The sequence below is a fragment of the Dokdonella sp. genome (assembly GCF_036518555.1).
In the GTDB taxonomy this organism is placed as follows: Bacteria; Pseudomonadota; Gammaproteobacteria; order Xanthomonadales; family Rhodanobacteraceae; genus Dokdonella_A.
In genome coordinates this window covers 1-20,454 of record NZ_DATDMY010000302.1, presented here as the reverse complement: position 1 = coordinate 20,454, position 20,454 = coordinate 1, and the positions used below count along the sequence as shown (strand labels likewise).

The window sequence follows — 20,454 nt, the reverse complement described above, 5'->3', positions numbered from 1 at the left end:
CGCGCCGCCCTTCTGCGCGAGGCCGGTCTGGTCGAGCACCGTGCCGCCCTTGCCTTCGAGGTGCGCGGCCATGCCGATCAAGGCACCGATCGTGACGACGCCGGTGCCGCCGATGCCGGTGACGAGGATGTTCCACGGCTGGGCGAGGTCGCTCGCGAACGTGGGCGCCGGCAAGGTCGAGAAGTCGACCGCGCCCTTGCCCTTCTTCTTCTTCAGGCCGCCGCCGACGACCGAGACGAAGCTCGGGCAGAAGCCCTTGACGCAGGAGAAATCCTTGTTGCAGTTGCTCTGGTCGATCTCACGCTTGCGGCCGTATTCGGTTTCCTTCGGCAGCACCGACACGCAGAACGACTTCTCGCCGCAGTCGCCGCAGCCTTCGCAGACGAGCGAGTTGATGAAGATGCGCTTGTTCGGATCGACCATCTTGCCGCGCTTGCGGCGGCGGCGCTTCTCGGTCGCGCAGGTCTGGTCGTAGATGAGCACGGACACGCCCGGAACTTCGCGCAGGCGCTTCTGCACCGCATCGAGTTCGTCGCGGTGGATGAACTCGACGCCGGTCGGGAAGATCTCCGGGCGGCTCCACTTCGCGATGTCGTCGGACATCACGACGATCGTCTGCACGCCCTCGCTGCGCACCTGGTGCGCGATGTCGGGCACGGTGAGCGTGCCGTCGACGGGCTGCCCGCCGGTCATCGCGACCGCGTCGTTGTAGAGGATCTTGTAGGTGATGTTGACCTTCGCCGCGATCGCCTGCCGGATCGCGAGCGAGCCGGAATGGAAGTAGGTGCCGTCGCCGAGGTTCTGGAATACGTGTTTCGTTTCGGTGAACGGTGCCTGGCCGCACCAGGTGACGCCTTCGCCGCCCATCTGCGTGAACGTGTCGGTGCGCCGGTCCATCCAGGTGACCATGTAGTGGCAGCCGATGCCTGCGAGCGCGCGCGAACCTTCAGGCACCGCGGTCGAGGTGTTGTGCGGGCATCCCGAGCAGTAGTGCGCGGCGCGCGGGAAGTTCGCCCGCGGCAAGGTGAGCTCCTTCTCCTTCGCCTGGATCCACGCCACGCGCGCGCTCATCGCCTCGCTCGTGAAGAAGCGGCCGAGCCGCTGCGCGATCACCAGCGCGATCATCGCCGGCGTCAGTTCGTTCGTCGAAGGCAGGATCCAGTTGCCCGCCTCGTCGTACTTGCCGACGATGTGCGGACGCCGCGCCTCGTCCCAGTTGTACATGTGCTCCTTCATCTGCGATTCGATGAAGGAGCGCTTTTCCTCGACGACGATGATGTCCTCGAGGCCGCGCGCGAACTCGCGGATGCCGACCGGCTCGAGCGGCCAGGTCATGCCGACCTTGTAGACGCGGATGCCGATCGCGCGCGCGTCGTCCGCGCTGATGCCGAGGTACTCGAGCGCCTGCAGCACGTCGAGGTAGCTCTTGCCGGTCGTGACGATGCCGAGGCGCGCCTTCGGCGAGTCGAGCACGACCTTGTCGATGCGGTTCGCGCGCGCGAACGCGCACGCCGCCTGCACCGCGTACTGGTGCAGGCGCATTTCCTGGTTCAGCGGCGGATCCGGCCAGCGGATGTTGAGTCCGCCCGGCGGCAGCACGAAATCCTCCGGCTGCACGATCTCGAGCTGGTGCGGGTTGACGTTGACCGAGGCCGACGACTCCACCGTCTCGGCGATCGTCTTGAAGCCGACCCAGCGCCCCGTGAAGCGCGACATCGCCCAGCCGAGCAGGCCCATGTCGAGGATGTCCTGCACGCCGGCCGGGTTCAGCACCGGCATCATCGCCGAGACGAACTCGAGTTCGCTGCCGTGCGGCAGCGTCGACGAGCGGCACGCGTGGTCGTCGGCCGCGAGCGCGAGCACGCCGCCGAACGTCGAGGTGCCGGCCGCGTTGCCGTGCTTGAACACGTCGCCGCAGCGGTCGACGCCGGGGCCCTTGCCGTACCACATCGAGAACACGCCGTCGTACTTCGCGCCCGGGAACAGGTTCGCCTGCTGCGTGCCCCATACCATCGTCGCGCCGAGGTCCTCGTTGAGGCCGGGCGTGAATTCGATGTTCGACGCGGCGAGATGCTTCTTCGCCTTCCACAGCTCGAGGTCGAAGCCGCCGAGCGGCGAACCGCGGTAACCCGAGATGAACCCCGCCGTGTTCTGCCCCGCGGCACGGTCGCGCATCTGCTGCATGAGCGGCAGGCGCACGAGCGCCTGCACGCCGGACAGGTAGATGCGGCCTTCGGCACGCGTGTACTTGTGCTCGAGCGTGTACTCGCGGTCGACGAGCGCGGGCTCGATCTGGCTGGCGGGGACGGACATGGCGGCTACCGGCGGACGGGTCGGGACAAGAGCGGGATTGTAGCAGGCCGCCCGGCGGAGTTTAGGGGCCGATCATGCAGCGCCTCCCGAGAGGCTCGGCGCATTCCGTCACACGTCAACAATGACTCTCGCTGCACCCTGACTCGCGCATTTTGCGCAAAAAGGAACGCGTATGAGACATTTGCTGAAATTTCTGCCCGCGCTTCTGTTCTGCGTACCCGCCGCTGCGGGAGAATTTCTCGTCCATACCGACGGGACGACGATTCGCGGCCAATACATGGTCGTGCTCGACCACCCCCCCGGCTATGCGCTCGATAAGATCAACACGGACGTTTCGACGTTTCTCGCAAAGCGACGCGTTTCGGTCATCGACGTATGGAACGACGCGCTCAATGGCTTCCTAGTGACGAACGTGGACGAGCAATGAATCGGCGCTCATCGATCCGGGTGGCGCGTTGCTGTACACGCCGCTCAACATGGCACCGCCTACGTGCACCCGCGCGAACTGACCTGGGTGCTCGCTTCGCGCCAGGACCCGGACATCATCGGCTCCGTCGACAGCTGGCTGCTCTACACGGGCGCGCCCGTGGTCTGCTCGCGCCTGTGGGGCGCTTCATTCCGCACAGCGTGCCGCACTGCCAGAAGAATGCCGGCAGCGACCGCTACCTGCTGCTCCCGGACGAGGGCGCGCAGATCCCGCTCGGACGCAGCCACCTGCAGGCCGTGCCGGTGCATTTCCTGCACAGCGTCGGCAATTTCCAGTTCTACGATCCGGTCAGCCGCATCCTGTTCAGCGGCGATCTCGGCGCATCGATGGTCGGCGCGGACACGCCGTATGCGCCGGTCGAGGATTCCGACGCGCACATCCCGCGCATGGCGGCGTTCCATCGCCGCTACATGGCGTCCAATCGCGCCTGCCGCTGGTGGGCCCGGCGTGCACGCCGGCTCGACATCGACATGATCGTGCCGCAACACGGCCTGCCGATCCGCGGCAAGGACCATGTCGAACGCTTCATCGGCTGGATCGAACGACTCGAGTGCGGCGTCGACCTGCTCGAGGCGCGCGACGACGCATTGTTCTGAAGGCCGCTCACTGCGGACGCGTCGTTCCGATGGCCGATCTCACGGTATCCGCGTGGCGCGAAGCCGGAACGCGCGCTGCGCGCGTGAATCATCGGCGGGCGCGAACCGCTTCCGCGAGGATGCGCTCCGGGCACGGCGAAGGCCGGCGCCATGCAGCGCGCCGGCCGCATGGCGCCGGACCGGTCGATTGCCCGTCTTCAGCAGAGGTAGGCGCCGCAGACTGCGAACAGGCCGACGCGCACGCTCAGCGTGTACGTCGCGTTCGTCGCGGTGTTCGTCGCGACGACCTGCACCTTCTCGCGCACATCCTGATGGTCGGCATCGAGCGCCTGGTTGCAGATCGAGCCGGAGCACGAGATCGGCTGCGGCAGCGCACCGGTGGCCGTCCACGCGTAGCTGTACGTGCCTGACGGCAGTCCCGTGACGACGAAGTTCGCGTTGTACGCCGTGTTGACGACGCTGGTTCCGCAGTTTGTGGTGCTCGGCGTGCCGCCGGGCGTGACCGTGCAGGTCAGGGTCGGCGCGGCCTGCGCCGACGCGGGCATCGCGACCGCGGCGAACGCCGACGCGGCGACGGCGATGGCGGCGGCACAGGAGCCGCTGGCGATGCGCTGGGTGAAACGGCTGAGAGCATGGTTCATGGTGACCTCGATCGTATTGGGTGCTCGGCTCCAGTAGGATTCGTCCGCCTGCGGCCGAAAGCAGGCGTCCGCCGGCCACCGCGCCGGTCGGGCCGGGGCGGTTGCGGCTGGGCGGTCCATCCGCCCATTGCCTCAACGACGCGGCGATTCCTGGAAAAGCGGGCCACGGTCCCGACGCACAACGACACGGCTTCGACGATGCCCACTTCCGATTCGGACGAGATCACCGCCCTCCTCCAACGCTGGCGCAGCGGAGGCAGCAAGGACGAGGAGCTCGCGCTGTTCACGCGCCTGTATCCCCTGCTGCGCCAGCTCGCCGCGCATCGCCTGCGCCGCAGCGCGCCGATGACGTGGCAGCCGACCGATCTCATCGGCGAGGCCTACGCGCGGCTTTTCCCGGGCCAGCGCGCCGATTTCCGCAACCGCCAGCACTTCCTCGCGATCGCCGCGCGCGTGATGCGCCGCGTCGTCGCCGATCATTTCCGCGAGCGCGGTGCGGACAAGCGCGGCGGCGCGCAGGCGCCGCTCAGCCTCGACCAGCTCGGCGCGGAAGCCGACATCGCTGACGTCGAACGCGTGGCCGATCTCGTCGAAGTAGATCGCCTGCTCGACGAACTGTCGACGGTCGATCCGCGTGCCGCCGAGATCGTCGAACTGCGCTACTTCGCGGGACTTACCGTGCCCGAGGTCGGCGACGTGCTTGAACTCTCCGAGCGCACGGTCAAGCGATCGTGGCAATTCGCGCGCGCGTGGCTGCACGCGCGCCTCGAACCCGGCGCGCCGGCGACCTGACGTGGCCGAACGCGCCGACGACGCTCGCCTGTGGGCGCGCGCACGCGAGCTGTTCGACGCCTGCGTCGACCTCGACGACGTGCAACGCGAGCGCCACCTGCTCGATGCGACCGCCGGCGAGCCGGAAGTGCGTGCCCTGGTCGAACGTCTTCTCGCGACCCACGCCGATCTCGCGCCAACCCGCGACGACCGCATCGCGCGCGGCATCGACGCTGGCGTCGGCGCGCTCTGGTGCGAGGCGCCGGCCGGCGCGCGCTTCGGCGCATTCCGTGTCGTGCGCGAGCTCGCACGCGGCGGCATGGGCGTGGTCTACCTCGCCGAGCGCGACGACGGCACGGTCGCGCAGCGCGTCGCGCTCAAACTCGTCGCGGGCACGCGCTTCGGCGCCGATGCCGCGCCGCGGCTCGCACGCGAATACCGCCTGCTCGCCGCACTCGAGCACCCGCACATCGCACGCCTCATCGACGCCGGTGCGGGCGCGGACGGCACCGCGTATTTCGCGATGGAGTACGTCGAGGGCGTGCCGATCACGCGTCATTGCGACGAGCGCGCGCTGGCGCTGCGCGCTCGCCTTGGCCTGTTCCTCGACGTATGCGCCGCGGTCCAGTACGCACACGCCCAATTGGTCGTGCATCGCGACATCAAGTCGGCCAACGTGCTGGTGCGGGACGACGGACTCGCCAAGCTGCTCGATTTCGGCATCGCGATGCGACTCGCGGACGGGGCGCCCGACCATGGCGAGACCCTCGCGGCGGGCATCTTCCTGTCGCCGCATTCCGCGGCGCCGGAACAGTTCCGGCCGAACGACCCGGTCGGTGTCGCGGCCGACGTCTACGCGCTCGGCGTGCTGCTGTGCGAACTCGTCGGCGGCATGCGGCCGATCGACGTCGACGGCCTGGATGCCGAGGCGGCCATGGAGCGTGTCGAGCATGCGCCGCCGCTCCTTCCGAGCGTAGCTTGTACGCTCGAGGCGGCGGATCGCCGCGGCCTCGCCAATGCGAGCGCCCTGCGACGCGCCCTCCAAGGCGACATCGACGCGATCGTCGCACGCTGCCTCGAGAAGGAACCGCAGCGGCGCTACGCCTCGGTCGCCGCGCTCGCCGACGACATCGAGCGCCATCTCGCGCGACGACCGATTTCGATTCGCGCGCATGAACGCGGCTATCGCGCGCGGCGCTTCGTTCATCGTCATGCGGTCGCGACCGGCTTCGGTGCGGTCGCGGCGGCGCTGCTCGTCGGTTTCGTGGCGTACGGCATCGTGACCAACCGCGAGCTCGCCCGCCAACGCGACGACGCTCGGATGCGCGAGCAACAGGCCGTCTTCCAACGTGGTCGGGCCGAGGCCGTCACCGATTTCCTGGTCGGCCTGTTCCGCTCGACCGCACCGGAACAGACGCGTGGCCACGATGTCGGCGCGCGCGAGCTCGTCGACAAGGCGCGCGCGGGCGTCGAAGCGGGCCTGGCGGCGCAGCCGGACCTGAAAGCGTCGATGCTCTCGGCGTTGAGCGACGTCTATCTTGCGTTCGACGATCTCGATACGGCCGAGCGCCTCGCCCGTGCGGCGGCGAGCCTGCGCGATTCAACCTCGACTGATCCGACGCAACGTGCGGCCGCGCTGCTTCAGACCGCGGTCGTCGCGAATCGGCGCGGTCGACCTGCCGACGCGCTCAAGATGCTCGATGCGGTGGACCGACTTGTCCATGCGCCGGATCCAGGCATGCGCTCACGCACGCTGGAGACGCGTGCGGAAACCTTGCTGGCGCTCGCTCGTACCAAGGAAGCGGTGCCCTTGCTCGAGGAAGACGTCGACGTCGTGACCACCGCGTACGGTGAGGACGACCCGCGCGCGCTGCGCGCGACGACGAAGTTGGCCGGGGTTTTGCGCGCTGCAGGACGCGTCGACGATGCGCAGGCACTACTCGCGCTCAGCCTGCCGCGCATGCGTCGCAACCTCGCCCCGGACGATCCATACCTCGCCGAGTCGTTGATCGCGTTGGCAATGCACGCGCGCAATCACGGCGACATGGACCAGGCCGAACCGCTGGCGAAGGAGGCGCTGGAGCTCGATCAGCGCATCTACGGCGAAAACAGCGCGCATACGAGCCGGACGGCTCAGGTGCTCGCGACGATCGAGTCGGCTCGAGGCCGCAAGGACGAAGCGCGTGCGCTGTTCGCTCGGTCATTGGCAATCGTCGTGGCGATCTACGGCGGAGACTCTGCCCAGGCCGCTTCCGCCGAATTCAACCTCGGATCGCACCTGCAGGCCTCGGGCGCGCAGGTGGACGAAGCACTCGCACACCTGCAGCGGGCCGTCGCGATAGCGACGCAGCGGCTGCCACCGGACCATATCAATCTGGCGATCTACCGAATTTCGCTCGGCTCGAGCCTGCGCGAGCGCGGACGCCACACGGAAGCCGACGCTGTGCTGCGCCAAGCCTTGGCCGTGTTCGAAGCCAATCCCGCGCCGCGCGGGCTCAACATCGCGCTCACGCGGGGCGAACTGGCCTGCAACGAACTCGGACCCGCCCGTTCAGCGGAGGCAATCGCCGCACTCCAAGGCGCGGTGATCGCACTCCATCGGATCGCCCCTGACGAGCCCAGCGTATTGCGGCTCGACCGCTGCCTCGCGCAGGCCACGTCGCGCCGTCGGTGAGTCGCGTCGTATCAGCGGTTGAACAGCCATTGCGAATGATAGTCGAACAACGTCGTCATGCCGTCCGTCAGGTTCGGACCCATGACGCCGCTGCGGAGGACGACGGTCGTACATGCACTTCCCGGCGCGACCTGGTACGTCCCGTACTTGTCCGTGACCCCGTCGCTCGCGCTGATCCGCAGATGGCACCAGTCCGCATCGGGCTCGACCGTGACGCTCAATTCAGCTTCGACGGGCATCGGCGGCACCACTTCCTGCAGGGACTCCCTCTGGCCCTGATCGGCGGTGGTCATCACCGAGTTCGTCGGCGAGCCTTCGATCCATACCCAGCGAAGATACAGCTGGCGATTCTGCGACGCGCTTTCTCCGACCTCCGCCTCCAGCGCGAGGCGCCCACCCGGCGAAGGCGGCGAATCGACCGTCACGGCGCCTCGGGCGATGCCGAATTCCAGCAGGGTCACCTTGCCCTCAAATCTGGGCTGCAGCGCTGCCAGATCGAGTGCGAACTCCAGCGGGGTGGGCATACCCGACAATGCCACTTCCGAATAGTCCGCCGCGACGCCCTGAGTCGATGGGTCATAGAGGGCGACCCGCGTCTGCGTGCATTCCTGCCCGCCACCGGTGATCGGATCCTGCGGAAGCGGATCGCAGAATCGGGCGTGAGCAGGCAGGGCAGCAACCAGCAGCAGCGGGCATATCATTCGGCGCATGGCGATTCCTTCGTGGGGTGGCTTTCACATGCGCATATTACGATGCCGTTCGTAGTATGTCACGCGCGTGCACGATGGACGCGCTCACGCGGACGGCTTGGCACGGAACGGAAACGCCTGCTGCGCGCGCCAGCCGTCCGGCATGTAGTCGCCGACCACGCCGTACTTCGCCGGCAGCGGCTTGTGCGCGGGCACCTTCACCGCGGTGCCGAACAGGTAATCGAGGAACGAATAGTGCGCGGCGTAGTTGCGGTCGATCGCCTCGTCGTCGGACGAGTGGTGCCAGTGGTGGAAGTCCGGCGTCACGATCAGGTACTTCAGCGGTCCCCACGGCAGGTGCACGTTGGCGTGGTTGAGCACGGCCTGGAAGCCGACCACGATGATGTAGGTGTTGATCACCGCCTCGCTGAAGCCGAGCACGAACAGCGGCGCGAGCACGCACACGCGCGTGAACACGATCTCGGCGACGTGCTGGCGCGAACCGGCGAGCCAGTCCATCGTCTTCGCGCTGTGGTGCACGGCGTGGAACTTCCACAGGAACGGGATCTCGTGGTACGCGCGATGCGTCCAGTACTGCGCGAGGTCGGCGACGAGGATGCACAGCAGCAGCTGCGGCACGAACCAGATGCGCTGCACCGCAAGCTGGAAGTCGTGGCTGACGAGCCAGGCGAAGCCATGGTGGATCGCGAAGTTCACGGTGAGCAGGATCAGGCCGACGAGGAAATGGTTGACCGCGAAGTGCTTGAGGTCGGTCTGCCATTCGGGCCGGAACACTGCCTGCTCCTTGTACAGCGGGAACAGTTTCTCGATCGCGACGAACACGACCGTCGAACCGAGCAGGTCGAGGATGAACCAGTCGAGGCCGATGTACGGCGTGTGGTCGGGGAAGTCGCCGACCGGCACGCGCGAGCCGCCGAGCGCGACCGCGACGATCACGAACCCGAACGCGACGAGGTTGAGGTTGCGCCGGATGCCGAGCACGAGATTCGCGAGCGCCAGGCCGCCCGCGACGAGCAGCGCGACGAACATGATCTGGCGCAGCACGTCGACCGAATACTGGTGGCGCAGTTCCGGCGTGGTCAGGTATTGCGGGAAATGGAACGCGAGCACGCCGAGCAGGCAGAGCACGCCGAGCGAGAACGCGACGATCGTCGCGATCGTTCCCTGGCCGAACCTGAGCGGACCGCTGCCGGCTAGGAAGCGCGCGGTGTCGTCGACGGTCGCTCGCGCGACCTCGACGTGCGCGTCGATCGCATCGCGTACTGCATACGGCGTCCTGCTCACCGACGTCTTCGACATGTTCTCCCCTCGACCTTCGAGCGCGACGGACGCCCGCGTCGCGCATTGTACCGGCCGCGCGCTGGCGCAGCGTGCGCGCGGGCCCGATCGTGGCCCGAGGGATGAGGGGTGGCCCTCGAGGCCGGAGCGTCACTGCGGCAGGGCGTGCTCCGACGACGCGCCCGGCTCCCCGCGGACGCGCGCGTTCCGCTGCAACGCACGCAGGCACGCCAGCGCGTCGACGCCCCGCTCGGCGGGCACGAAGACGTGATCATGGTGGATTGCCGCGAAGACGTTGCACGCGATGCCCGCATCGGCCAATGCGCGCGAGAAGGCCGCCGTCAGCCCGACAGCCTGCAGGTCCGAGTGGACCGCGAGCGTGATCCACGCGGCCGTGAAACCGGCCAGGCCCGCGCGGCGCGCCTGCGGCTCGGGTACCACGGCCGTCATGCCCTCGGCTTCGCGGAATACCGCGAGCGCATCGAGCGCCTCCGCGTCGCTCAGTGCGTCCACGCGCACGAACACGAACAGGCCGGGATTCAGCGTCGGCTGCAGCGACGCGAGCAGGCGCGCCAGCCCGTCTGCTCCCTCGTCGTCGGGCGCGATCGATTCGGCGTGCACGCCTGCGCCCTGGTCGCTGCCCGCGAGGCGCAGGCGGAACCCGAACACCGGCAAGGTACCCTGCAGGAAGTCGAGGTCCGCGGAGCGCGCGAAGCCGAGCCGCTCGTACAACGCCCACGCCGTGCCCATCGCCTGCGTCGTGTGCAGCACGACCTCGGCGTGCCCGGCCGACCGCGCGAGGTCGATGCACGCGAGGGTGAGCGCCTTGCCGACGCCCTTGCCGCGCGCGCCCGGGGCAACGCCGAGGAGGCGGATCCCGGATGCGCCGGTCACGCGCGTCGCCGACCCGCCCGAGCCGTACTCGCGCATGTCGCCGAAGTACACGACGCCGCCGAGCAGTTGCGCGTCCGGTCCGGCCGCCACGAGCACGCGGACGCCGCGGCGGCGCGTGAACTCGCCGATGCGCATGAGCATGTCGTAGTACGCAGGCTGCTCGTGCGGGCCGGGGAAGCCGTCGAGGCCGGAATACACCGCCACGAGCAGGCGCCCGAGGTCGGCCGCCTCCTCATCGGCAAGATCGCGGATGACAACGGCAGTCATGGCTATCCTCGTTGATGGACCCTGCATGTTCGCACTGCACTCGGCGGCGGCGCGTGCCCGGCGCGCATTTCGGGATGGTGGCCGAGCGTGCCTGAGCCGCGCGATCCACTCGCGATCGGCGCGTCGCTCAGGGCGCCTCGCCGCGCTGACGCAGTTGCATGATCGCGCCGAGCGCTTCGTCATCGCGCGGCGTCCAGCTCGATCCGGGCCGGTCGAGGCGCCGCGCCGACTCGAGCGCGGTGAAGTAGCCGCCGTCGTCGATCCCGGCCGCCGCGAGCAACAGCGCGGGCAGGTAGAACGATGCCGTCGTCTCGCTCGCCGGCGCGTCCAGCGGATGCGCAGTGTCGAACAGCAGCCAGGGCACGGGCTGCGACGGGCCACCCTCGCCGTCGTCGAAGCCGTCGCCTTCGTAGATCCGCGGCAGCGACGGCAGGTGGTCGCCGTAGAACAGCAGCAGCGTGCGCCGTGGTCGCTGACGGAGCGCGTCGGCGAGCCGGCCGAGGGCGCGGTCGGCGTGGGAGAGGTGGTAGAGGTAGCCGCGCAGGCGCTCGGCCGCTGCGGCGCTCGCGCCCGGCGGTACCGGCTGGGCGGCGATGTCCTTCGCGTCCGCGTTCGGGAACCCGGCGTACGGACCGTGGTTCTCCATGCTGATCGCGAACACGAAGGCGGGCGAGGTGGCCGCATCCAGGCGCTGCAGCACGTGGTCGACGAGCGCGTCGTCGCCGATGTACCAACCCACGCGCGCGGCATTGCCGAACGTTTCCTGGCCGTCGAATTCGGCGAACCCGAGGTGGGCGAGCGCGGCCGCGCGATTCCAGAAGTCGCGCTCGTGCGGATGCACCGCGATCGTCGCGTAGCCGCGCTCGGCGAGCACGCTCGCAAGGCTCGGCACCGCGGTCGCGGTGAGGCGGAAGTACGGATACTGCACGTCCGGGAAATAGCGCATCGCGATGCCCGTGAGCACTTCGAACTCGGTGCGGATCGTGCCGCCGCCGTAGGTCGGTACCCACAGGTCGCCATGGCGCGAAACGGCAGCGACGCGACGGAACTCGGGCAATACCTGCGACGCCTCGAGCCCGCGCAGGCGCGCCGGATCGAAGAACGATTCGCTCTGCACGACCACGATGTCCGGACGCTCGGAAGCGGCCGCCTGCGCCGACGATGCCGTGGCGCCGGAGTGCGCCTGCATGAACCGCTGCGCCAGCGCGCGGTCCGGTTCAGGCAACACGAACGCGGTGCGCCACGCGTAGCGCAACAGGGTGGCGGGCAGGCCGCTGTGCTCGGCCGACTTCGCGGGCGACCACTCGCGCCAGTCCGCCTCCTGCGCCGCGGCGTACACGTGCGACCACGGCGTCGCCCCACCGAGCAGGCTCGCGCCGAGCGCGAGCACGCCGAGTCCGACCAGTGCGCGACGCCACCCGCATAGCCGCTGCCACGGGCGTTCCCAGCGCAGCAGCGCGGCGATCGCGACCGCAGCGGCGAGCGCGGCGCCGAGCGCGGCGGCGGGCAGGTAGTGCAGCAGCAGCGCGCCCCCGTCGCCGAGATGGCCGAGCAGGACGAAATCCGCGGGCATCACCGGCGTGTCGAGCAGGTCGAGCTTGATCGCGTTGGCGTAGTAGAGGAGGTACAGCGGCAGCAGCGCAAGGCCGAGCGACAACAGCGATCGCCGCGTCAAAGCCAGCAGCAGCAGCGCGAGCACGAGCGAGGGAATCGCATTGGTCGCCACGTTCCCCCACGCCGCGAGTGCGGCGCCGTCCGCGGCGAACGCGGGATCCAGCCAGGCGACGAGCCCCGCGCCGGCCAGCAGCGCGACGGCCGCGTAGCACGCGAGCGCGAGCGGCAGGCCGATGCGTGGCGACGCTTCGCGCGGCGGGTGGGCACGTGGCAGCGCCATTTCGACTCTTCGACTCCCGGCAAGCACCGCGGCGCAACGACGTCGCTGCGCCGGACAGCATACACGCGAGCCGCCTTGCGCCGCGCGCGAAGGCTGCTCTACGCTCGCCCGATCGCCCGCGCCGCGCGGGCCGGGGGATTATCCAGATGATGCAGGCCCTGGGGCACATCGCGTTCGGGCTGTTCGGCCTCGCCGTACTGGTCGGGATCGCGTTCCTGTTCTCGAAGAACAAGCGCGCCGTCGACTGGCGCCTCGTGCTCACCGGCGTGACCCTGCAGATCGCATTCGCCGCGATCGTGCTCAAGCTGCCGCTCGGGCGCGACGTCTTCGACGCGATCGCGACCGGCTTCGTGCGCCTGCTCGATTTCGTCCGCGTCGGGTCGGAGTTCATCTTCGGCAGCTTCATGGACATCTCGAAGTTCGGCTTCGTGTTCGCCGTGCAGGTGCTGCCGACGATCATCTTCTTCGCCTCGCTGACGGGCGTGCTCTACCACCTCGGCATCATGCAGAAGATCGTCAAGGGCATGGCCTGGATCATCACCAAGGTCATGAATGTGTCCGGTGCGGAGACGACGAGCGTCTGCGCGAGCGTGTTCATCGGCCAGACCGAGGCGCCGCTGACGATCAAGCCGTACATCGAGCGCATGACGCAGTCCGAGCTCATGACCGTGATGATCGGCGGCATGGCGCACATCGCCGGCAGCGTGATGGCCGCCTACGTGGGCCTGCTCGGCGGCGACGATCCGGTGCAGAAGCAGTTCTTCGCCAAGCACCTGCTCACCGCGAGCATCATGGCCGCGCCTGCCACGCTGATGCTCGCGAAGATCCTCGTGCCGGAGACCGAGGAGCCGCTCACGCGCGGCACGGTCAAGCTCGACGTCGAGAAGACCACCGCGAACGTCATCGACGCGGCCGCGACCGGCGCCGCCGACGGCTTGCGCCTCGCCCTCAACGTCGGCGCGATGCTGCTCGCGTTCATCGCGCTGATCGCGCTCGTCAACGGACCCATCCAGTGGCTCGGCGCGCACGCGTGGGGCAACGATGCCGGCGCGTCGATCAATGCGTGGCTGAGCGCGAACGCCGGCCATCCGGTCGAGCTGTCGCTGCAGACGATCTTCGGCTGGATCCTCGCGCCGATCGCGTGGCTGATCGGCGTGCCGTGGCACGACGCCACGCTCGTCGGCAGCTTCATCGGCGAGAAAGTCGTCATCAACGAGTTCGTCGCCTACGTCGACATGTCCAAGCACCTGGCGCAGTTGTCGAAGGAGAGCCAGCTCATCGCGACCTACGCGCTGTGCGGCTTCGCCAACTTCTCGTCGATCGCGATCCAGATCGGCGGCATCGGCGGCCTCGCGCCGAACCGCCGCGCCGACCTCGCGCGTTTCGGCCTGCGCGCGGTGCTCGGCGGCTCGCTCGCGACGTTCATGACCGCGACGATCGCGGGCGTGCTCGAGCAGCTCTGAGCGCGGCGCGACGGCGATGACCGCACCGATCGCGCTCGTCGTCGGCAGCTACAACCAGGACTACGCGTGGCGGGTCGAGCGCGCGCCATCGGCCGGCGAAACCCTTCGCGGCGACGCCTTCCGCACCGCCGCGGGCGGCAAGGGTTTCAACCAGGCGGTGGCCTGCGTGCGCCAGGGTGCGCCGACCGCGTTCGTCGCCGCGATCGGCGCCGATGCCGCCGGTGACGGCGCGCGCCGGCTCGCCGCGGACGAAGGCATCGACGCGCGCTGGCAGGTGCGCGCGGATACGGCGACCGGCAGCGCGTGCATCGTCGTCGAAGCGAGCGGACAGAACCGCATCATCGTCGCGCTCGGCGCGAACGAGCGGCTCGAGCCCGCGTTCCTGCGCGCATGCGCGGCCCTGTTCGACGCCGCCGGCGTGCTGCTCGTGCAGCTCGAGAACGACATCGGCGCCACGCGTGCGGCGCTCGACCTGGCCGGATCGCGCGGCGTGCTGCGCGTGCTCAATCCTGCGCCCGTGCACGACGCGCTCGACGCTGCCCTGCTCGGGCGCTGCGACGTCGTCACGCCGAACGAAAGCGAGTTCGCGCTGCTGCTCGAACGCACCGGCGGCGCGCGCGTCGAGGCCGACACGCTCGCGTGTCGCGACGACGCCGAGTTGCACCGGCTTGCGCGCGGGCTCGGCGTGCCGACCGTCGTCGCCACGCTCGGCGCACGCGGCTGCTTCGTTTCGCACGCCGACGCTCGGCTTCGCGGCGATGCGCAGCCGTACTACCGCATCGCCGCCGAACGCGCGGGCGTCGTCGACACGACCGGCGCCGGCGACGCGTTCTCGGGCGCGCTCGTCGCGGCGCTCCTGCGCGCCCGCGATCGCCCGCTGCGCGACGCGGTCGTGCACGCGAACCGCTGCGCCGCGCTGTCGACCGAGCGCCCCGGCGCGGCCGAGGCGATGCCGCGCCTGGCCGATGTCGAGCGCCGCTTCGGATCGACACGGAGCGAAGACAAAGCCTGAAATCGTGTCGCTTCAATCTTCGGCGTCGCGAGCCGACCGCTCCGCGCGCCGTTCGCGGTGCGCATGCAGCCGGCGCAGGCGGTCGCGGCCGCGCCTCCAGGCCCAGACCGCGACGAGTGCGACGAGCGCGACGAGCAGCACGGCGAGCACGCCCTGGGAGCGATGCACCTGGGCGAGCACCCACTCGCGGTGCTCGGCGCCGAGGTAGCCGAGCCAGACCCAGAACGGCACGGAGATCAGCGCGGCGAGGCCGTCGAGTGCGATGAAGCGCACGAACGAGACGCGGTGGCTCATGCCCGCGGTGAGGAACACCGCGGTGCGCAGCCCCGGCAGGAAGCGCGCGACGAACATGAGGCGATTGCCGTAGCGCGTGAACTTCGCCTTCACCTGCGCATGGCGCCGCGGCGTGAGCACGTGCGCGATCCAGCGCACGCGCAGCGCGCGCACGCCGAACGTGCGCCCGACGAGGAACACGACGGAATCGCCGACCAGAACGCCGGCGAGGCCGACCGCGCACATCACGCGCACGTCGGCGTGGCCGAGGCCGGCGATGATGCCGCCCGCCACCAGCGAGAGATCCTCCGGGATCGGCACGCCGAAGCCGCTGACCAGCAGCACCACGAAGACGGCGAGGTAGCCGTGCTGGATGAACAGGCCGATCAGTTGGTCTAGGAACGCCATGGCCTGGCCGAGCGGGTGCGGGGAAGCGCATTTTACGGTCCCGCCGCGCATCGCGTCGTGCCGGTCGTATGATCGGCCTGCGGCGCGCGGCGTCGCCGAGGAGTCCGGAATGATCCCGAGCTGGATCTTGCTGCTCGCTTCGGTGCTGTACGTCGGCGCCTTGTTCGGCGTCGCCTACTACGGCGACCGGCGGCCTCTGTACCCGACCCGCGCGTGGTTGCGGCCGATCGTCTACAGCCTCGCGCTCGCGGTCTACTGCTCGTCGTGGACCTTCTACGGCGCAGTCGGCACGGCCGCACGCGACGGCCTCGCGTACCTGCCGATCTACCTCGGTCCCATCCTGCTGTTCGTCGCCGGCTTCGGCTTGTTCGAACGCGTCGTCGCGGTCGCCAAGGAACGTCGCATCACATCGATCGCCGATTTCATCGGCTCGCGCTTCGGCAAGTCGCACGCACTCGGCGCACTCGTCACGCTCATCGCGGTGACCGCGATCGTGCCGTATCTGGCGTTGCAGCTGAAGGCGGTCGGCATGAGCTTCGCCGTGCTCACCGGCAGCGGCGGCCACGCCGCTTCGCCGTTCGGCGACACCGCGCTGTACATCGCGCTGATCCTCGCCGCGTTCGCGATCCTGTTCGGCACGCGCGGCATCGACGCGAGCGAACACCACCACGGCATGATGCTCGCGATCGCGGCCGAGTCGCTGGTCAAGCTGCTCGCGTTCGTCGCGGTGGGCGTGTACGCGCTCGGCAGCAGCCGCGACCTCGACGTGTTCGTGCAGCCGTTCCAGTCGGCGCTGTCGAACGGGCTGCCGAGCGGCTTCGTCGCCCAGACCGTGCTCGCGTTCGCCGCGATCTTCTGCCTGCCGCGGCAGTTCCAGGTCGGCGTGGTCGAATGCGAGGATCCGTCGGACGTGCGGCGCGCGCGCTGGCTGTTCCCGATCTATCTCGCGACGATCTGCCTGTTCGCACTGCCGATCGTGCATGCGGGCGCGGCCGCCGCGCGCGGCCACGCGATCTCGCCGGACGCGTACGTGCTGTGGCTGCCGCTCGCCAACGGCGACCGCCTGCTCGCGATCTTCGCCTACATCGGCGGCTACTCGGCCGCGACGGGCATGGTCATCGTCGCCTCCGTCGCGCTCGCGACGATGATCAGCAACGACCTCGTGATGCCGCTGCTGCTGCGCATCCGCGCGCTGCGGCTCGAGCAGCGCGAAGACCTGTCCGGCATCGTGCTCGGCGTGCGGCGCGTCGCGATCGTCGTGCTCGTGCTGCTCGCGTTCGCCTACTACCGGGCCAGCACGCAGAGCCAGAACCTCGCCGCGATAGGCCTGCTGTCGTTCGCCGCGGTCGCGCAGTTCGCCCCGGCGATCGTGAGCGGCCTGTATTGGCGCAGCGCGAGCCGGCTCGGCGTCATCTGCGGCCTCGTCGCCGGCTTCGCGGTCTGGACCTACACCTTGCTGCTGCCGACGGTGTCGAGCGCAGGCTGGCTCTCGACGCAGTGGATGGAGCGCGGCCCGTACGCGATCGCCTGGCTGCGGCCGCACGCGCTGTTCAACCTGCAGGGCTGGGAGCCGGTCACGCACGGCGCGTTCTGGTCGTTGCTGTTCAACGTCGCGCTGCTCGTGTTCGTCTCGCTGCGCTTCCGCCCCGGGGTCGACGAGCGCCTGCGCGCGGCGGCCTTCCTCGACCCCGACTTCGCGCGGCCGTCCGGGGTCGGCGAATGGCGCGGGCGCGTGCGCGTCGGCGAACTGCGTGCGATCGCCGAGCGCATCGTCGGCGAGCGCAACGCCGAGCGCGCGTTCGCGAACTACGCCCAGGCCGAGCAGGCGACGCTCGCAAACGACGCCTACGCCGATCGCGCGCTGCTGCAGCACACCGAGCGCCTGCTCGCGAGCGCGGTCGGCGCCGCAACGGCGCGCCGCATGCTCACCACCGCGCTGCGCGGCACCGGCCTCGACCTCACCGAAGCGGTCGCGATGCTCGACGAGACGTCGCAGGAGCTGCGCTTCAACCGCGAGCTCATGGCGGTCACGTTCGAGAACATGATGCAAGGCATCAGCGTCGTCGATACGAACCTGCGCATCGTCGCCTGGAACCGCCGCTACCTCGACTTCTTCGATTACCCGGAAGGCTACGTCTACGTCGGTCGCCCGATCGCCGACCTGATCCGCTACAACGCCGAGCACGGCCTGCTCGGCCCCGGCGAGGTCGACGCGCACGTGCGCAAGCGCATCGCGCACCTGCGCCGCGCCCGCCCGCACATCTGGCTGCGCACGCGCGACGACGGCCGCGTGATCGAGACGCGCGGCGAGCCGCTGCCCGGCGGCGGCTATCTCACGACGTTCAACGACGTCACCGCCTACAAGCACGCCGAGCAGGCGTTGATCGAGGTGAACGAGACGCTCGAGCAGCGCGTGGAGCAGCGCACGCACGAGCTGTCCGAGGCGCTCGCGGCGCAGGAGCAGGCCAAGCGCCTGGCCGAATCGGCGAACCTTTCCAAGACGCGCTTCCTCGCCGCGGCGAGCCATGACCTGCTGCAACCGCTCAATGCCGCGCGCCTGTTCACCTCCGCGCTGCGCCAGCAGCCGCAGCTCGACGCCGAATCGGCGCGCCTCGCCGAGCGCATCGACACCGCATTCAAGGCCGCCGAGGAACTGCTCGACGCGCTGCTCGAAGCGTCGCGCCTCGACGCGGGCCGCTACCGCGCCGAGATCGGCACGGTGGCGCTTGCCGACGTCATCGAACCGCTGCGGCACCAGTTCGGCGTGCAGGCGAACGCGCGCGCGATCCGCCTGCGCTTCGCTCCGACGCGCGCCTGGGTGCGCAGCGACCCGCAGCTGCTGCGGCGCATCCTGCAGAACTTCCTCGCCAATGCGCTGCGCTACACGCGCAGCGGCAGCGTGCTGCTCGGCGTTCGCCGCGCGGGCGTCGATGCCTGGCGCATCGAGGTGCGCGATTCGGGCCCGGGCATCTCGCCCGAGCAGCAGCATGCGATCTTCGAGGAGTTCCACCGCGGCACGCAGGTGTCGCCGTGGGGCGAGAAGGGCCTCGGCCTCGGCCTCTCGATCTGCGAACGCATGGCGCGCCTGCTCGGTCACCGGCTCGACCTGCGCTCCAGTCCGGGGCACGGCAGCGTGTTCTCGGTGACCGTCGCGCGCGCGAAGCCGATGGCCGCGGAAAACAGCGCGGCGCCCGTGCGCCCGCGCGCGATCGGCCTCGCCGCCGACCTGCGCGTGCTGTGCATCGACAACGACGCGGCGATCCTCGACGGCATGGCGACGCTGCTCGGGCAATGGGGCGTCGCCTGCGACCTCGCCGGCGACATCGCGGGCGCGGTCGACGCGGCGCGCCGGCGGCGGCCCGACCTCGTGCTCGCCGACTACCACCTCGACGCGGGCGAGAACGGCATCGATGCGCTCGCCCGCGTGCGCGCGGCCTGCGAGCCACCACCGCCGGGCGCGCTGATCACGGCCGACCACGGCGTCGATCTGCATGCGCAGGCGCGCGAAGCCGGCTACGTCGTGCTGCACAAGCCCGTGCGGCCCGCCGCCTTGCGCGCGGTCATCGCGCAGCTCGGCCGGCGCGCGCGGCGGGCGGCCGAGCCCGAAGGGCCTCAGGAGCGAAAAGCGGAAGCCTGAAACACGAAGCACACCGAGCACACGAAGAAGAGCAGAACGAGAACGGCATTTCTCGGTGTGCTCGGTGTGCTTCGTGTTTCAGGCTCTTGCTTCAAGGACGAAGCAGCCCTCACGCCAGCGGTTCGCCATCGACGGCGAGCTGGCTCGCGAGCAGCGCGACCTGGGTGCGGTTGCCGACGCCGAGCTTGCGCATGATCGCGGTCATGTGCGCCTTGACCGTTGCCTCCGAAACGCCGAGGTCGTAGGCGATCTGCTTGTTGAGCAGGCCCTCGGCGATCATCGCGAGCACGCGGAACTGCTGCGGCGTGAGGTCGGCGATGCGAGCGGCGGCGTCGGCTTCCCCGGGCTCGAGCGAAGCGCCCGTGCCGACGAGCGACTCGGGCAGCCACACCTCGCCCGCGAGCACGCCGCGGATCGCCTCGACGATCGTGCCGATCGATGCCGACTTCGGGATGTAGCCGGATGCGCCGTGCGCGACCGCGCGTGCGATCACCGCGCTCTCCTCGTGCGCGGACACGACGACGATCGGCAGGCCCGGGTGCTGGCTGCGCACGTGCACGAGCGCGGAGAAGCCGCTCGCACCCGGCATGTGCAGGTCGAGCAGAAGCAGTTCCGCGTCCGGATGCGCATCGATGAGCGCCTGCAGCGCGGGCACGCTGTCCGCTTCGTGCAGCAGCGCGTTCGGCCACTCGGTCTGCACCGCGCGCTTGAGCGCGTCGCGGAACAGCGGGTGGTCGTCGGCGATCAGGACTTCGCGCATGGGCTTGGCAGGGCTGTGGGCCCGGGGCCGAGGGCCGGGCGCAAGGCGCTACGCCACGCCGGACGCGGCCGTCGCCCTCGGCCGTCGGCCGTCGGCCTTCGCTCCGGCTTCATTTCACGAGCCGCTCGTCGACGAGGTTCTTCACCACCGACGGGTCCGCGAGCGTCGACGTGTCGCCGAGCTGGTCCGGTGCGTTCTCGGCGATCTTGCGCAGGATGCGTCGCATGATCTTGCCCGAACGCGTCTTCGGCAGGCCGGGCGCCCATTGCAGCTGGTCCGGCGTCGCGATCGGACCGATCTCCTTGCGCACCCAGGTGACGAGTTCCTTGCGCAGGTCGTCGGTCGGCGCCTCGCCGCTCTTGAGCGTGACGTAGGC

15 protein-coding genes and 2 pseudogenes are annotated in these 20,454 nt (G+C 69.7%); 8 read left to right on the top strand and 9 right to left on the bottom strand.

The window, feature by feature from the left end:
* A partial coding sequence (locus VI238_RS16310; RefSeq protein WP_331653248.1) for an indolepyruvate ferredoxin oxidoreductase family protein occupies nucleotides 1–2,313 on the bottom strand: 2,313 nt, incomplete at its 3' end.
* A 172-nt stretch (nucleotides 2,314–2,485) separates the two neighbouring features.
* Here VI238_RS16310 and VI238_RS16305 point away from each other — a divergent pair.
* Together VI238_RS16305 and VI238_RS16300 are read left to right on the top strand one after the other, a co-directional pair.
* Nucleotides 2,486–2,740, top strand: coding sequence for a hypothetical protein (locus VI238_RS16305; RefSeq protein WP_331653247.1), 255 nt, complete (start codon nucleotides 2,486–2,488; stop codon nucleotides 2,738–2,740).
* A gap of 63 nt (nucleotides 2,741–2,803) precedes the next feature.
* Nucleotides 2,804–3,396: pseudogene (locus VI238_RS16300) on the top strand (MBL fold metallo-hydrolase).
* A gap of 197 nt (nucleotides 3,397–3,593) precedes the next feature.
* Here VI238_RS16300 and VI238_RS16295 read toward each other — a convergent pair.
* Nucleotides 3,594–4,037 carry a hypothetical protein gene (locus VI238_RS16295; RefSeq protein WP_331653243.1) on the bottom strand — a complete coding sequence of 148 codons (444 nt, stop codon included), beginning with the start codon at nucleotides 4,035–4,037 and terminating at the stop codon, nucleotides 3,594–3,596.
* A 198-nt stretch (nucleotides 4,038–4,235) separates the two neighbouring features.
* On the opposite strand from VI238_RS16295, the gene VI238_RS16290 reads away from it, so the two are divergent.
* From VI238_RS16290 to VI238_RS16280, 3 genes and pseudogenes are all read left to right on the top strand, one after another.
* Nucleotides 4,236–4,829 (top strand): ECF-type sigma factor, encoded by a 594-nt coding sequence (locus VI238_RS16290; protein ID WP_331653241.1) that lies wholly within the window; start codon nucleotides 4,236–4,238, stop codon nucleotides 4,827–4,829.
* Nucleotides 4,830–5,127: 298 nt separating this feature from the next.
* Nucleotides 5,128–5,868 (top strand): annotated as a pseudogene (locus VI238_RS18785) (serine/threonine-protein kinase); the annotation flags it as partial.
* Nucleotides 5,869–6,087: 219 nt separating this feature from the next.
* Nucleotides 6,088–7,482 (top strand): tetratricopeptide repeat protein, encoded by a 1,395-nt coding sequence (locus tag VI238_RS16280; RefSeq protein ID WP_331653237.1) that lies wholly within the window; start codon nucleotides 6,088–6,090, stop codon nucleotides 7,480–7,482.
* A gap of 11 nt (nucleotides 7,483–7,493) precedes the next feature.
* On the opposite strand, the gene VI238_RS16275 is transcribed toward VI238_RS16280, so the two are convergent.
* From VI238_RS16275 to VI238_RS16260, 4 genes are all read right to left on the bottom strand, one after another.
* A complete protein-coding gene (locus tag VI238_RS16275) occupies nucleotides 7,494–8,183 on the bottom strand; it encodes a hypothetical protein (RefSeq protein ID WP_331653235.1) in 690 nt (229 codons plus the stop codon).
* Nucleotides 8,184–8,276: 93 nt separating this feature from the next.
* Nucleotides 8,277–9,491 (bottom strand): sterol desaturase family protein, encoded by a 1,215-nt coding sequence (locus VI238_RS16270; RefSeq protein ID WP_331653233.1) that lies wholly within the window; start codon nucleotides 9,489–9,491, stop codon nucleotides 8,277–8,279.
* Between the two features lie 129 nt (nucleotides 9,492–9,620).
* Nucleotides 9,621–10,631: an ACT domain-containing protein gene (locus VI238_RS16265; protein ID WP_331653231.1), complete on the bottom strand. Its 1,011-nt coding sequence runs from the start codon at nucleotides 10,629–10,631 to the stop codon at nucleotides 9,621–9,623.
* Nucleotides 10,632–10,758: 127 nt separating this feature from the next.
* The gene (locus VI238_RS16260) at nucleotides 10,759–12,525 is read right to left on the bottom strand and encodes an LTA synthase family protein (protein WP_331653228.1); all 1,767 of its coding nucleotides are present in this window, start codon (nucleotides 12,523–12,525) and stop codon (nucleotides 10,759–10,761) included.
* A 146-nt stretch (nucleotides 12,526–12,671) separates the two neighbouring features.
* Between VI238_RS16260 and VI238_RS16255 the strand changes: the two genes are divergently transcribed.
* Nucleotides 12,672–13,988 (top strand): NupC/NupG family nucleoside CNT transporter, encoded by a 1,317-nt coding sequence (locus VI238_RS16255; protein WP_331653226.1) that lies wholly within the window; start codon nucleotides 12,672–12,674, stop codon nucleotides 13,986–13,988.
* Between the two features lie 16 nt (nucleotides 13,989–14,004).
* Nucleotides 14,005–15,000, top strand: a complete 996-nt coding sequence (locus VI238_RS16250; RefSeq protein ID WP_331653224.1) for a ribokinase — start codon at nucleotides 14,005–14,007, stop codon at nucleotides 14,998–15,000.
* A 12-nt stretch (nucleotides 15,001–15,012) separates the two neighbouring features.
* On the opposite strand, the gene VI238_RS16245 is transcribed toward VI238_RS16250, so the two are convergent.
* Nucleotides 15,013–15,681, bottom strand: a complete 669-nt coding sequence (locus VI238_RS16245; protein ID WP_331653222.1) for a DedA family protein — start codon at nucleotides 15,679–15,681, stop codon at nucleotides 15,013–15,015.
* Between the two features lie 109 nt (nucleotides 15,682–15,790).
* Between VI238_RS16245 and VI238_RS16240 the strand changes: the two genes are divergently transcribed.
* Nucleotides 15,791–19,318, top strand: coding sequence for a PAS domain-containing hybrid sensor histidine kinase/response regulator (locus VI238_RS16240; RefSeq protein WP_331653220.1), 3,528 nt, complete (start codon nucleotides 15,791–15,793; stop codon nucleotides 19,316–19,318).
* 109 nt (nucleotides 19,319–19,427) lie between these two features.
* Here the strand turns inward: VI238_RS16240 and VI238_RS16235 are convergent, their stop codons facing one another.
* Nucleotides 19,428–20,078 carry a response regulator transcription factor gene (locus tag VI238_RS16235; RefSeq protein ID WP_331653218.1) on the bottom strand — a complete coding sequence of 217 codons (651 nt, stop codon included), beginning with the start codon at nucleotides 20,076–20,078 and terminating at the stop codon, nucleotides 19,428–19,430.
* 109 nt (nucleotides 20,079–20,187) lie between these two features.
* On the bottom strand, nucleotides 20,188–20,454 hold a 267-nt coding region (locus VI238_RS16230; protein ID WP_414650079.1), incomplete at its 5' end, for an AMP-binding enzyme.